This is a genomic window from Neorhizobium sp. SHOUNA12A (assembly GCF_023006505.1).
Classification (GTDB): Bacteria; Pseudomonadota; Alphaproteobacteria; order Rhizobiales; family Rhizobiaceae; genus Neorhizobium.
The window spans coordinates 46,034-60,482 of sequence record NZ_JALBGV010000012.1 but is presented as its reverse complement, the minus strand read 5'-3'; the positions used below and the strand labels follow the sequence as shown (position 1 = coordinate 60,482).

Annotated in this window: 10 protein-coding genes; 6 read left to right on the top strand and 4 right to left on the bottom strand. The window is 62.5% G+C overall.

Going from position 1 to position 14,449, the window contains the following annotated elements; all coding sequences use genetic code 11:
* The first annotated feature begins 20 nt into the window (after positions 1-20).
* Positions 21-278: a hypothetical protein gene (locus tag MOV63_RS32925; protein ID WP_366518548.1), complete on the top strand. Its 258-nt coding sequence runs from the start codon at positions 21-23 to the stop codon at positions 276-278.
* Positions 279-292: 14 nt separating this feature from the next.
* Here MOV63_RS32925 and MOV63_RS08225 read toward each other — a convergent pair whose 3' ends face one another.
* On the bottom strand, positions 293-739 hold the full coding sequence (locus MOV63_RS08225; protein WP_247033238.1) for a thermonuclease family protein: 447 nt from the start codon (positions 737-739) through the stop codon (positions 293-295).
* Between the two features lie 49 nt (positions 740-788).
* A complete protein-coding gene (locus MOV63_RS08220; protein WP_151045313.1) occupies positions 789-1,007 on the bottom strand; it encodes a DUF1674 domain-containing protein in 219 nt (72 codons plus the stop codon).
* 123 nt (positions 1,008-1,130) lie between these two features.
* Between MOV63_RS08220 and htpX the strand changes: the two genes are divergently transcribed.
* The 4 genes from htpX to purH all read left to right on the top strand — a co-directional run bounded on the left by htpX (position 1,131) and on the right by purH (position 6,987).
* The gene (gene htpX / locus MOV63_RS08215) at positions 1,131-2,093 is read left to right on the top strand and encodes a zinc metalloprotease HtpX (protein WP_247033236.1); all 963 of its coding nucleotides are present in this window, start codon (positions 1,131-1,133) and stop codon (positions 2,091-2,093) included.
* Entirely contained in the window at positions 2,084-3,502 is a 1,419-nt protein-coding gene (locus MOV63_RS08210) for an RsmB/NOP family class I SAM-dependent RNA methyltransferase (RefSeq protein WP_247033277.1), read from the top strand. The genes htpX and MOV63_RS08210 overlap by 10 nt, the downstream gene beginning before the upstream one ends.
* Before the next feature lie 99 nt (positions 3,503-3,601).
* A complete protein-coding gene (locus MOV63_RS08205) occupies positions 3,602-5,284 on the top strand; it encodes a heparinase II/III family protein (RefSeq protein ID WP_247033275.1) in 1,683 nt (560 codons plus the stop codon).
* 86 nt (positions 5,285-5,370) lie between these two features.
* Positions 5,371-6,987: a bifunctional phosphoribosylaminoimidazolecarboxamide formyltransferase/IMP cyclohydrolase gene (purH, locus tag MOV63_RS08200; RefSeq protein ID WP_247033234.1), complete on the top strand. Its 1,617-nt coding sequence runs from the start codon at positions 5,371-5,373 to the stop codon at positions 6,985-6,987.
* Between the two features lie 202 nt (positions 6,988-7,189).
* Here the strand turns inward: purH and MOV63_RS08195 are convergent, their stop codons facing one another.
* Positions 7,190-8,572, bottom strand: a complete 1,383-nt coding sequence (locus MOV63_RS08195; protein WP_247033231.1) for an MFS transporter — start codon at positions 8,570-8,572, stop codon at positions 7,190-7,192.
* A gap of 34 nt (positions 8,573-8,606) precedes the next feature.
* Complete coding sequence (locus MOV63_RS08190) at positions 8,607-13,373, bottom strand: NAD-glutamate dehydrogenase (RefSeq protein WP_247033230.1); 4,767 nt, start codon at positions 13,371-13,373, stop codon at positions 8,607-8,609.
* A gap of 174 nt (positions 13,374-13,547) precedes the next feature.
* Here MOV63_RS08190 and pdxY point away from each other — a divergent pair, with 174 nt between their 5' ends.
* Positions 13,548-14,420, top strand: coding sequence for a pyridoxal kinase PdxY (gene pdxY, locus MOV63_RS08185; protein WP_038547291.1), 873 nt, complete (start codon positions 13,548-13,550; stop codon positions 14,418-14,420).
* The last annotated feature ends 29 nt before the right edge of the window (positions 14,421-14,449 follow it).

Sequence of the window (14,449 nt, the reverse complement as noted above, 5' to 3'; positions counted from 1 at the left end):
TTTCAGCATCCGAGACGGGATTGGATTTCTTCGACTTGGTCGCGCGCGCGGCAGACGTTTTCGCAAGGAATGCCATCCTTATCGGCATCCGCCCGACGATAGCCGTCACACCAGATTTTCACGGCTTCTTCGCAGCTGTCGACTTCCTTGCAGGTCTTTGCTTCGGCAACCGAGGCAGCGAAACCAGCTATAAACAGGACAGAAATAGTGAGTCGCTTCATACTTACCCCCGCCGTAACGGTAGGTTTGCGACGTCTCTAAAGCAAGCAACCACTTAAATCTCAAGATTGCGCTAGCCTGCTTCGCAGACCTCGCGCGGCTTGCGTCCGCCGTCATAGGGCTGCACGAGGCCCGCGAGCAGCAGGTCGCCGCCGGCGCTGCGGCCATCGGAGAGCACGACGTCAGCGACGATGCGACCGAAATATTTATCGCCGGAAATATGGATGAGCTGAATTTTACGTGATTGGGCGGTGAGCGCTTCAAGCGCGCGCTGGGCGTCGAGGCCCGCTTCGCGCAGCCGCTCGCATTTCGATTTCAGCTCCGGCGCATCGATGCCCCGAATACGGACATAAACTTCCATCTTCTGCTGCGGCCAGGGCTGCGCTTCGACCAGCAACGTATCGCCGTCGATAACCCGCAGGATTTCCGCCGTCACCGGTCCCGGGATCTCGTCGCGCGCTTCAACTCCGGTGGTGAACACCGCGGCGATGCCAGTGAGAATCAGGAGCGACTTGAACATGGAAAGGAATAAATTCCGATCCATGGAGGAAGTCAATAGGAATATTTACTTAGAAATCGATCGCCCGGCCGTTGATCTCCCAGTCGCCGAAGCGGGCGGGGTCGGCGCCGCCGCGGCCGCCGAATTCTTCGGGCATTTCGGCCTTGGCCGCCGCCTGACGGCGCTCTTCGGCTTCCTTCAGGGCGCGCTCGGCAGCCGGGGAAAGCGGTTTCCTGGGAGCTTCCTCTTCCGGGGCGGTTTCCGAATTGTCGTTATCTGCGTTCTGCATTTTGGGCTTCGCCGGGTGGATTATTGAAAACTCTGGGTGAATTGACCACATCATAAGGCGTTCGCGCCTAGGGGAAAACCCTTTAAAGGCCTTTGGGCGATATCGGCAACGGGAGAGATGACGATGAATGTGATGCGCACCGCCATGCTTCTGGCCTTCATGACGGCCCTGTTCATGGGGATCGGCTTCCTGATCGGCGGCACGGGCGGCATGATGATCGCGCTGGTGATCGCTGCCGGCATGAACCTGTTTTCTTACTGGAATTCCGACAAGATGGTGCTGTCGGCCTATCATGCGCAGGAAGTGGATGCGCGCAGCGCGCCGGAATTCTACAACATGATCCGCGATCTTTCGGCCAATGCCGGCCTGCCGATGCCAAAAGTCTATGTCTACGACAATCCGCAGCCGAACGCCTTTGCGACCGGCCGCAACCCGCAGAACGCCGCCGTTGCGGCTTCCACCGGGCTGATGCAGCGGCTGACGCACGAGGAAGTGGCGGGCGTGATGGCGCATGAGCTCGCGCATATCCAGAACCGCGATACGCTGACGATGACGATCACCGCGACGCTTGCCGGCGCGATCTCGATGCTCGGCAATTTCGCCTTCTTCTTCGGCGGCAATCGCGAAAACAACAATCCGCTCGGTTTCGTCGGCGTGCTGGTGGCAATGATCGTCGCTCCGTTCGCGGCGATGCTGGTGCAGATGGCGATCAGCCGGACGCGCGAATATTCGGCCGACCGTCGCGGCGCCGAGATCTGCGGCAATCCGCTGTGGCTTGCCTCCGCACTCGGCAAGATCGCCGGTGCGGCGCATCAGATCCCGAACTACGAGGCCGAGCGCAATCCGGCGACGGCGCATATGTTCATCATCAACCCGCTGTCGGGCGAGCGGATGGACAATCTGTTCTCGACTCACCCGGACACCGGAAACCGTATCGCCGCGCTCCAGCAGATGGCCGGTGAGTTCTCCGGTGGTGCCTCGACGGCGCAGTTCCGGACTGATAGACCGCAGCGCACCGCGCGCTCCGTTCCGAATACCGGTTGGGGCCGCGGCTCGGATGAACCGCGCAAAGGTCCCTGGTCTTGAACGAAGACAAAAAAAACAAGAAGCCATACAAGCCAGCGGGCAAACCAGCCGAACAGCGCAGGAAACCGGCTCACTCGGAGAAGGAGAGCGGTCCCTTCAAGGCAGGTCTCGAAGTTCGTGTCACAGCCGCCAAGCTTCTGGCGGCCGTCATCGACCGAAAAATCTCGCTCGACGGCATGCTCGATCTCGTTCATGGCAATCCGGCCTATCGGGCGTTGGGCGATGCCGACCGGGCGCTGACACGCGCCATTCTCAATACCGCACTTCGTCATCTGCCGCGCATCGAGGCGGCGATCGCATCGCTGATCGACACGCCGCTGCCGGAAGGCGCTCGGGCGCTTCACCACGTGCTGGTGATTGCTGCTGCGCAGATCCTGCATCTCGACGTGCCGCCGCATGCTGCCGTCGACCTTGCGGTCGAACAGGCCAACCGTGATCCGCGCAACCGCCGTTTCGCCAAGCTGGTGAATGCTGTCCTGCGCCGGCTGGACCGGGAGAAGGACGAGATCCTTGCCACGACCGCCAGCATCTCGCCGGTGCCCGCCTGGTTCCGCAAGCGCCTGGTCGCCCTTTATGGCGAGGTGGAAGCGGATCGTATCGCCGAAGCCCAACTCGTTCCGGCCGCCATCGACCTGACGGTCAAATCCGATCCAGCTGCCTGGGCTGAAAAGCTCGGCGGCACGGTTCTGCCGACCGGCAGCATTCGCCTTGCGGCCTTTGACGGTGCGGTTTCTGCGCTCGAAGGGTTCGAAGATGGCGTGTGGTGGGTGCAGGATGTTGCGGCCAGCATTCCGGCAAAGCTGTTCGGCGATCTGAAGGGCAAGAAGGTCGCGGATCTCTGCGCGGCGCCCGGTGGCAAGACCGCGCAGCTGATTGCGGCCGGTGCCAAGGTGATCGCGGTCGAGCAATCGGTCAACCGGTTGGCACGGCTCAAGGAAAATCTCGGGCGGCTCGGCTACGAGGCGGAGCTGGTCGGCGGCGACCTTTTCGAATTCAAGCCGGCGGAACTGCTGGATGGCGTGCTGCTGGACGCGCCCTGCTCCTCGACCGGCACGACGCGCCGGCATCCGGACGTGCTCTGGACCAAGGGGCCGGAGGATGTGGCGAAGCTTGCGGCTCTGCAGGAAAAGATGCTGCGCCATGCCGTCACGCTGGTGAAACCGGGCGGCCTTATCGTTTTCTCCAACTGCTCGCTTGATTCGTTGGAGGGGGAGGAACTGGTCGTGCGCGTGCTGAAGGACCATCCGGAATTGAAACGCCTGGCCGTCGATCCCAACGATTGGCCGGGGCTGGAAGGGGCGATCTCGCCGCTCGGTGAATTCCGCACTACGCCGGCCATGCTGCCCGCCAGCGAAAATTTTGTGGGCGGCATGGATGGCTTCTTCGCAAGCGTGCTCCAGGTCCGGTAAGGCTTTCTTCACCATACGGACCGATACTTTCGAACAATCTAATAGTTGATTCCCGCCGGCGGGGCGGAGGCTGATTCCTGCGGAGTGTCCAGATTGAAGATGCGGCTCGCGGATCGCCGGAGGCTTTTGTCCTTCGGCTTGCGGGAAATCTGGCGGCGCCTTTGCCGGCGTTCCGCCGGATTTCGCCTGGCCGTGACCTCGTTTTCCATGCAGGTGCCGGATCGGCTGATTGTCGCGCCGACGGATCTGCGCGCACTCGACCCGTTCGTGGCGGAGGAAATCCTGGAAGGTCGGTTCCCTCTCGCGGGGCGGATTCTCGAAACCTATGGCCAATCGCCATTCTCCGTCGAGCTGCCGTCCCGGGCGGCGGCGGAGCGGCTGCATTCGTTTGCCTGGCTGCGCCATATCCGCACCAACAAGACGGAAGCTGCCTGTGCCAGCGCCCGCCAGGTGGTCGCCGACTGGATCGCGCTTTATGGCCGAGATCCGCAAGGCATTGCCTGGGAGGCGCATGTCGCGGCGGAACGGGTGATCGCCTGGCTTTCGCATTCCACGGTGGTGCTGCAGGGCGCAGAGGCCGGATTCTACCGCCGCTTCATGAAAAGCCTCGCCTACCAGGTCCGTTATCTGAGAAAGATAGCCGGCTGCACGCCGGAGGGCGATACGCGGCTGAGGCTTCGGATCGCGCTTGCCATGGCCTCGATCTCGATGCCGACGCGGGCTGCCTATATCCGTCGTGAGGGCAGGCGGCTGGATCGGGAGCTGGAACGCCAGATCCTTGCCGATGGCGGGCATGTGTCGCGCAATCCACGTGCGGTGCTCGACCTGCTGATCGATCTCCTGCCGCTTCGCCAGACCTATATCAATCTCGGCCACGACCTGCCGCAAAAACTCATCCCGACGATCGATCGCATGTATCCGGCGCTCCGCTTCTTCCGGCACCAGGATGGCGATCTGGCGCTGTTCAACGGTGCGAGCTCGACGCCCGCGAGCGAGCTGATGTCGGTGCTGCGCTATGACGAAACGGCGGGCAAGCCGTTCAAGGCGCTGCCGCACATGAACTATCATCGCCTCTCGGCGGACGGCACGACGCTGATCGTCGATACCGGTCGTCCGCTGTCCCCCGGGCTTTCCCGCGGCGCGCATGCGGGTTGTCTTTCCTTCGAGATGTCGGCCGGCCGGCATCGTTTCATCGTCAATTGCGGCTCGCCGAAATATGCCGGACGAAACTACCGGCATATGGCGCGTTCGACGCCTGCCCATTCGACTGTGACGCTCAACGAGACATCGTCCAGCCGTATCATCCGGTCCCGCTTCGCGGGCTCCATGCTGCTCGGCGGCGTTTCGGAGGTGGAGGTGGAGCGCTGGGACGACATGCATGGCAATGACTGGCTGCGCGCCAGCCATGACGGCTACGTCCATCAGTTCGGTTATTTCCACGAGCGTGAAATCGGCCTCAATGCGAAGGGCAACAAGATCAAGGGACATGACCGGCTTTTCCTGCCCGAGGGCGAGGCGCCCGATAACGAGGCTTTCTTCGCGGTTGCACGTTTCCACATCCATCCCGTGATCACGCTCTCGCGGCGGGACGAGGAAAGCGTCACCATGCGTGCGCCGGATGGCGAGACCTGGATCTTTGCGGCACCGGGGCTTCAGGTAATGATCGATGAAGATATCTTCTTTGCGGACGTCTCCGGGGTGCGGCCGAGCCAGCAGCTGGTCATCGAGTTTTCTCCGCCGGAGACCTCGGAAATACGCTGGATGCTGAGACGCGGCGAATAGGCCGTTTCTTCTTCTGCCAAGCTGTGCTAACGGGCGGCCATCTTACCTTTGCGCCGGGTTCCGCGGCGCGTTTCCAGGAGAGACCGATGGCCGTCGTTTCCAAGAAAATCCCCGCTCCCGATCGCATCAGGATTCGCACCGCACTGCTCTCGGTCTCCGACAAGACCGGTATCATCGAGCTTGCCCAGGCGCTCACCGAGCAGGGCGTGAAGCTGTTGTCGACGGGTGGTACCCACAAGGCGATCGCTGCCGCCGGTCTTGCCGTTACCGACGTATCCGAAGTCACGGGTTTTCCGGAAATCATGGATGGCCGGGTGAAGACGCTGCATCCGACGGTACATGGTGGCCTGCTGGCGATCCGCGACGATGCGGAACATGTCGCGGCGATGAAGGAACACGGCATCGAGGGCATCGATCTTACCGTCATCAATCTCTACCCGTTCGAGGAAGTGCGCGCCGCTGGCGGCGACTACCCGACGACGGTCGAAAATATTGATATCGGCGGTCCGGCGATGATCCGCGCGTCGGCCAAGAATCATGCCTATGTGACCACCGTTACCGATCCTTCCGACTATCCTGCCCTCATCGAGGCGCTGCGTTCGAACGATGGCCAGACGGTCTATGCCTTCCGCCAGAAGCTCGCGGCGAAGGCCTATGCCCGCACCGCCGCCTACGACACGGCGATCTCGAACTGGTTCGCCGAAGCGCTTGACATCGAGATCCCGCGCTACCGCACAATCGGCGGCGTGCTGAAGGAAGAGATGCGTTATGGCGAGAATCCGCACCAGAGCGCCGGCTTCTACGTGACCGGTGAAAACCGCCCCGGTGTCGCGACCGCAAAACTGCTGCAGGGCAAGCAGCTCTCCTACAACAATATCAACGACACCGACGGCGCTTTCGAGCTGATCGCCGAGTTCTCGCCCGAAAAGGCGCCGGCCTGCGCGATCATCAAGCACGCCAACCCCTGCGGCGTGGCAACGGGTCCGAGCCTCAAGGAAGCTTATCTCAGGGCGCTCGCCTGCGATTCCACCTCGGCCTTCGGCGGCATCATCGCGGTCAACCAGCTTTTGGACGCCGAGACGGCCGAAGAGATCGTCAAGCTGTTCACGGAAGTGATCATTGCGCCAGCGGTTTCCGACGAGGCTCAGGCGATCATCGCCGCCAAGAAGAACCTGCGTCTGCTGGTGACCGGCGGCCTGCCGGACCCGCGCTCGCGCGGCCTGACCGCGAAGACCGTTTCAGGCGGCCTGCTGGTCCAGACCCGCGACAACGGCATGGTCGAGGATATCGACCTGCGCGTCGTCACCAAGCGCGCTCCGACGCCGACCGAACTCGAAGACATGAAGTTCGCCTTCAAGGTCGCCAAGCACGTGAAGTCGAATGCGGTCGTCTACGCCAAGAACGGCCAGACGGCCGGCATCGGTGCTGGCCAGATGAGCCGCATCGATTCCGCCCGCATCGCCGGCATCAAGGCGGAAGAAGCGGCAAAGGCGATGGGCTGGGCCGAACCGATGACCAAGGGTTCCGCGGTCGCCTCGGAAGCGTTCTTCCCGTTCGCGGACGGCCTGCTGTCGGCGATTGCGGCTGGCGCCACGGCGGTTATCCAACCGGGTGGTTCGATGCGTGACGACGAGGTGATCGCCGCTGCCGACGAACATGGCGTGGCGATGGTGTTTACCGGAATGCGGCATTTCCGGCACTGATGTTGCTGGATGGTATGCTCTGAGCGTGCGGCGTGGATCCTCGGGTCAAGCCCGAGGATGACGGCGGGGAGGTTTTTGAGAGCCACCCAAAGCAGCATTTGGGTCAGCTGTAACGCTTCCTGTTTTCGCCATGCGCTTCCGCATACTCCGTCATCCTCGGGCTCGACCCGAGGATCCACATCCCAACCAGAAAGCTACCCGCCTACTTCCTGTTGGCCGGATAAGGCGTCGCAAACAGCATCAGCAACCCGGCCACGAGGAAGATCAGCAGCGTCGCCATGCCGAGCCGGGCTGAACCGCTGGCATAGGTCATCACTGAAAAGAACAGGGTGGCGAGAAAGCTCGTTGCGCGGCCGGAGAGCGCGTAGATGCCGAAATAGCGGCCGGTCTCGGAAAGGCTGACGCTGCGGGCGAGATAGGACCTGGACGAAGCCTGGACGGGGCCGAAGGCGAGGCCGATCAGCAATCCGAACAGGATATAGGCTTTTTCGGCTGCGGTGCCGAACAGGCCGCCGCTGTCCTCTGCCGAGAGCGGCAGAAGGCCGAAAAAGACGAAGCCGGGGCCGGTGGAAATGATGCCGAGGGTTGCCACCAGCAACAGAACGAGGCTGATGATCACGACGATCTTCGAGCCGAGCAGGCGATCGAGCCAGCCGGCGACGATGCAGCCGAAGATCGCCACGACGTTCAGGATGATGCCGTAGATGCCGATCTCGATCGTCGCCCAGCCGAACATGCCGGCTGCGAACGTGCCGCCGAGGATCAGCAGGCCGTTGACGCCGTCCTGGTAAAGCATGCGGGCGACCAGGAATTTCGTGATGCCGGTACGCTGCCTCAGGTCCCGCAGCGTGCCGCTGAGCTCCCTTATGCCGGAGCGGACCGCCGCGGCGAGCGGCAGACCTTTCTTGGCGTCGGGCGTGAAGAAGAACATCGGCAGGATAAAGAGGAAATACCAGAAGGCCGAGATCGGCCCGGTGATGCGCGCGTCTTCGCCGAGATGCGGGTCGAGGCCAAAAAGCGGGGGGATGCCGATCAGCGTTTTGCCGCTTTCGGGATTGGCGGCGAGCAGCGCCACGACGGCGATCAGTACGATCATGCCGCCGAGATAACCGAGCCCCCAGGCGACGTTGGAAATGCGGCCGACATCGTCCTTGGAGACCAGCCGCGGCATCATCGAATCGTTGAAGACGGTCGAAAATTCCGCGGCGATCGACGCGAAGATCATGAAGATCATCGGCCAGATGATCGGCGAGCCGGGCGCCGCGAACCAGAGGGCCGAAACACAAACGATCTTGATCACCGCAAAAAAGGCGATCCAGGGTTTCCGCGGACCGGCCTGGTCGGCGATCGAACCGAGGACCGGGGAGAAGACGGCGATGACCAGCGACGAGATCGTCGCCATGTTGCTCCACGCCGCCTGTGCGGAAACCGGATCCTCGGTCAGCCGCGCAACGAAATAGGGACCGAAGATGAAGGTGGTGACGACGGTAAAAAACGGCTGGGCTGCCCAATCGAAGAACATCCAGCCCCAGATGCCGCGCCGGCTCGTTTTCACCGGCGCATCGTCCACATCAATAACGGCCATTTTTCCCCCGGATCAGCCAGTTCGGTCCGTTGTCCTACATCGCCCGACCGTGCGCAAGATCGCTCAGGAGGCCGGCCGCGACGGTGATCTTGGGAAGCGTCAGTTCACCGCTTTCGCTCAAGGTCACCAGTTCGGCGCCGATGCGGTTCACTCGCACCCGATCGCCGCCGACCCAAGCTTCCAGCGGCTTTTTCTCCTTCGGATGGGCAGTCATCGCGGCGATGACGATATCGCGGCGCGCCGAGGCGAGCTGCTGCAGGCTACGGGAGAGCGCCAGGCTCTCATAGTGTTCCGAGGTGCTGATGCGTTCGCCTGCGCCGATCAGCCGGTTGATGCGGAAGGTTTCGGTAACGGTGAAATAGCTTTCGGTGGCGCGCGCCATGGTTTCGCCGGTGCGGTCGGCGATCAGCATGATCTCCGGCACCAGGACCAGCGTCGACAGCAACAGGATTTCACGGGCAAGCGATGCCGGTATGCCCTGCGCTTCGAGTTCCGAGGCGCGGGCTGCGGTTTCCACGAAATCTTCGCCCGCGAGCGACGAGCGCAGCCCCTTGATCGCGGCCTTGAGGCGGCTCATCGCGCCGTCCACATCACCGCTGCCGACCTGCGTCTGCAGGATGAGGTGGGTCGCTTCCGCGAAGGTCTCGGTGGTGCGGGCGTAGAGATCGTTCTGCAGCTGGCCGGGGATTTTTCCATCCAGCGCATCGATCTCGGCCCAGAGCTTGGGAAGTTCGAAGCCGTCGCGGGCAAGGAAGGCAGCCTTGACGACATTTGCCGCCGTGGCACCGGTCATGTCGCTCATCTGCTGTATGAAACCCGGGCCGCCGCGGTTGATCGCCTCGTTGGCGAGCGTGGTGGCGACGATTTCTCGATGCAGGCGGTGGGACTGGATATCTCCCGTGTAAGCCTTCTGCATCTTGGCCGGGAAATAGGCCTTCAGGACAGCCGAGAAATAGGGGTCATCCGGCAGGCTGCTGTCGAGCAGGGCGTCGAACAGGACGATCTTCGAATAGGAGAGCAACACGCCGATTTCCGGTCGGGTCAGCGGTCTGCCGGAGGAATAACGCTCCGCAAGCTCCGCGTCGTCGGGCAGAGTTTCGACCTTGCGATTGAGCTGGCCTTGCGATTCCAGCACGGACATCAGCCGTGAAAGCTCTTCGCGGTTGCCGGTACCCTTGCGTTCGGTCAGCGAGATCGACAGCGGCTGCAGATAGTTGTTGCGCAGAACCAAGTGGCCGACTTCCTCGGTCATCGAGGCGAGAAGCTGGTTGCGTTTGTCGCGGGTCAGGCGGCCGTCCTGCATGGCCGAATTGAGGGCGATCTTGATGTTGACCTCGACGTCGGAGCAGTTGACGCCGGCGGAATTGTCGATCGCATCCGAATTGCAGCGCCCGCCATTCAGGGAGTAGGCGATACGGCCCTTCTGGGTCATGCCGAGATTGGCGCCTTCGCCGATGACGCTGGCGCGCACTTCAGCCGCGGTGATGCGGATCGGGTCATTGGCGCGATCGCCGACTTCCGTATCGGTCTCGGAGGCCGCCTTGATATAGGTGCCGATGCCGCCGAACCAGAGAAGGTCGACCGGGCTTTTCAGGATCGCGGTCATGATCTCGAAAGGCGTTGCGGTCGTCTTGTCGATGCCGATCGCGGCCGCCGCCTGCTTGGTGAGCTTGACCGACTTCTCCGAGCGGGAAATGATCATTGCGCCTTCGGAAAGGACCGACTTGTCGTAATCCTGCCAGCTCGAGCGGGGCAGGGCAAACATGCGTTCGCGTTCCGCGAATGACTTTTCGATATCCGGATCCGGATCGATGACGATATCACGGTGGTCGAAGGCGGCGATGAGGCGGATTTTGCGCGACAGCAGCATGCCGTTGCCGAAGACGTCGCCGGACATGTCGCCGACCCCGGCGACCGTGAATGGCGTCGTCTGGATGTCGATGTCCTTCTCGCGGAAATGCCGCTTCACGGCCTCCCAGGCGCCGCGGGCGGTGATGCCCATCTTCTTGTGGTCGTAACCGACCGAACCGCCGGAGGCGAAGGCATCGTCCAGCCAGAAGCCGGCTTCCTGCGCCAGGCCGTTGGCGGTGTCGGAGAAGGTCGCCGTACCCTTGTCGGCGGCAACCACGAAATAGGGGTCGTCGCCATCGAGGCGGATCGTATCCGGCGGCCCGACGATGTCGGCGCCGACGATATTGTCGGTGATCGACAAAAGGGTGCGGATGAAGGTCTTGTAGGCTTCCCGGCCGGCATTGAAGAACGCGTCACGCGCGCTTGCCGGCGGCAGCATCTTCGGGAAGAAGCCGCCCTTGGCGCCAACCGGCACGATGACGGCGTTCTTGACCTGCTGTGCCTTTACAAGGCCAAGGATTTCGGTGCGGTAATCCTCGCCGCGGTCCGACCAGCGCAGCCCGCCGCGAGCGACCTTGCCGAAGCGCAGATGCACGCCTTCGACCTCGGTGCCGTAGACGAAGATTTCACGGAAGGGCCGGGGTTCCGGCAGGCCGTCCAGCAGCTTCGGATCGAGCTTGAAGGCGAACATCCGGTATGGAGCCCCATTGGGGTCGCGCTGGAAGTAGTTGGTCCTGAGCGTCGCATCGACCGCATTGACGAAACGACGAAGCGTGCGGTCCTCGTCGAGGTTCGGCACGTTGCCGAGCGCTTCCTCGATCTCCGCATGATGGTCGGTGAGTTTCTTGACGCGGGCCTTCTCAGTGATCTTGGGGTCGAAACCATCGCGGAAGAGGCGGAAGATGGCGGCGGATATGGCCGGGTATTTCACCAGCGTATCGCCGATATAGGCCTGCGAATAAACGATGCCGGTCTGCCGCAGATAACGGGAATATGCACGCAGCACCGTGACTTCGCGAGCTGACAGGCCGGCCAGCAGAACCAGCCGGTTGAAGCCGTCATTGTCGATCAGGCCTTCGAAGGCTGAGAGGAAGGCCTCTTCCAGAGCCAAGCCTTCACGCGACAGGTCAACCTCACGCCCATCACCGAGCTGCAGTTCCATGTCGTGGAGGACGACTTGGCTGCGGTCGTTTTCCGGCCCCACCTGGATTTCGAACGTCTGCTCGCTGACGGCGTGGAACCCGAGATTTTCGAGGAGCGGCACACGCCGGGAGAGCGACAGATGCCGGTCCTTGTGGAAGATCTTCAGCGACACGGTGCTGGCGGGGTCGCCCGGGCGGCGATAGAAGGCGATGCGGATCGTTTCGCCGGCGGCGCAAGCGGCGATGTCGGGCAGGTCGGCGAAGGTTTCCTCGGGCGAGAAGGCTTCCTGGAAGGCCTGGGTGACGGTGAGCCGCGGCCCCTTCTCCGCAAGCGCTGCGAAGCGGTCTTCCCAGGGCGTGGCGATGAGCCGGATCGCTTCCTCGAGCTTGGCTTGCGCTATCCTCGGGGTCTTGCCGCCGCGCCTGCCGATGATCATGTGGACGCGGGCGACGCCGCCCTCCGGGAAAGCCGGATAATAGGCAGAGACGTGGCCATCATAGACCTTGGTCAGGTAGTCGCCGACCTTTTCGCGGACGAGGGAATTGTAGTCCTCGCGGGGCACGTAGACGATCACCGAGACAAAACGGTCGAAATGGTCGATGCGCGGCAGGACCCGGACGCGCGGACGCTCGCTCAATGCCATGATCTGCTCGCAGAAGCGGGCGAGCAGATCGACATCGATCTGGAAAAGGTCGTCGCGCGGATAGGATTCGAGCGTGTTTTCCAGCATTCGGCCGGAATGGCTGTCGGGGTCGAAGCCGAACTGCTCTTCGACCCGGCCGGTCTTGGCGCGCAGGAGAGGGATGTCGCGGACGGAGTGAGTATAGGCGGTTGCCGTAAAAAGGCCGACGACACGAAGTTCGCCGACAACTTCGCCCTGTTCGTCGAAGCGCTTGACGCCGACATAATCCATATAGGCGCGGCGGTGCACCACGGATTTCACGTTCGCCTTGGTGACAATCAGGAAATCGGGGCCGTCGAGGAACTCGAGGATTTCCGGGGTGGTCGTCACCGCGTCCTTGCCCTGGCGCAGCACCAGAACATCCGGATCGGAGAGGATGCCGAGACCGCGGCCCTTGCCGCGTTCGACCTTGGCCTCAGTGCCCTTGCCGGAATAGACGTATTCGCGCATGCCAAGGAAGGTGAAGTTGTCGTCGCGCAGCCAGTCCAGGAAGGCGAGCGCCTCGTCGCGGTCGGCCTTGCGGCGGCTTGTCGAGTTGTTGAGCTGCTTGGCGGCGCCGTCGAGGACTTCCAGCATGGAGCCCCAGTCGGTGATCGACAGATGCACCTGGTCGAGGATGTAACGAATACGCTCGGTGAGCGAAGCCGCCTGTTCCTCGTTGAGCGGCGACAGATGGATCTGGATGAGGCTCACATGATGAGCCGGGTTACCGGGCTGTTCGTTGGAGCGGAGCGCCGGGTCCTTGCCGGGCTCCACGACCAGGATCGGATGAACCGCCATGGTAAGATCGCGGTGGGTTGCGGTCACCTCGCCCATGACCGAGTCGAAGAGGAAGGGCATGTTGCGGTCGACGACGGTCAGCACCGAGACCGGAATACCGTCCGGCGCGACACCGGCGATCGGTTCGACCGTGATATCGGCCCGAATCCGGGTCCAGGCCATCAGCCGCTCGGCTGCATGATTGGCGGAAAGCGCCAGCATTTCCGGCGTATAGCTTTCGAGGTCGTCAGTGCTGGCCCGGGCGAACAGGATGAGCGGGTCGAGATGCGGCCCCTTGCTCGCAGCAACGATCTTGCGTGCGCTTTCGATCTGTTTTTCCCGTTTCGGATTCTGCCTGACGGCCATGTCCCTCTCCCCTTTTCCGTGCCCGGACGGAATAAATTAGCTTTGTGTCATCACGCGGCAACGTGGCTGATCCATGTCAAGCGACACTACACGTTTCATTCTTCCGTGAAGCCTTGTTGACATGCGGCGGCGAAGAAACGATCAACAGGGCCATCGTAGCCGGAAACCGATCTCATGCAGGATACCAGCAGTGCCGTCCTCGTCATCTCCAGCCATGTCGTGCGCGGCTCGGTCGGCAATCGTGCCGCCGTCTTCGCGCTCGAGACGCTGGGGTTCCCCGTCTGGGCAATGCCGACCGTCGTCCTCCCCTGGCATCCCGGTCACGGACCTTCCACGCGGCTGACCTTTCCCGAATCAGATTTCGACAAGGCTATAGACGATCTTATTCGCGCGCCATGGCTCGGAGAAGTGAAGGCGGTGCTGACCGGTTATTTCGGCAACGCCGCCCAGCCGCGTTCGGTGGCGCGGCTGATAAGGGCGCTGAAGGAGAAAAACCCGGACCTTCTCTATGTCTGCGATCCCGTCATGGGCGATCTCGGCGGTCTCTATATCCCGCAGCCGACGGCAGAGGCGATCCGCGACGAACTCATTCCGCTGGCAACGATCGCCACCCCGAACCGTTACGAACTCGCCTGGCTTTCCGGCGCGCCGCTTGAAACCAACAACGATATCATGGATGCCGCAATCGCGCTCGGGCCGCCGCGCATCCTGGTGACTTCGGCCGTGCCGATGATGGCGGGCGGTACCGGCAATCTTTACCTGACGGGCAAACACGCGCTGCTTGCCGAACACCGGCTGATAGACAATCCGCCAAACGGGTTGGGGGACCTGTTGGGAGCCCTGTTCCTGGGGCGGATCCTTGCCGGCATGGACGAGGAAAAGGCGCTGCAGCTGGCTACCGCGAGCGTTTTCGAGGTCTTGGCGCGCACGGCCAAGCGCGGCGGCGACGAGCTGACACTGGAGACCGACGCGTCCAGCCTCTCCACTCCCATGGCGATGGTCCAGATGCGCCGGCTCGTGCATCCGTTGCAGCGCACCAAGCGGTAATCGGCATCGGAAGTTCGCAGATGCACAAT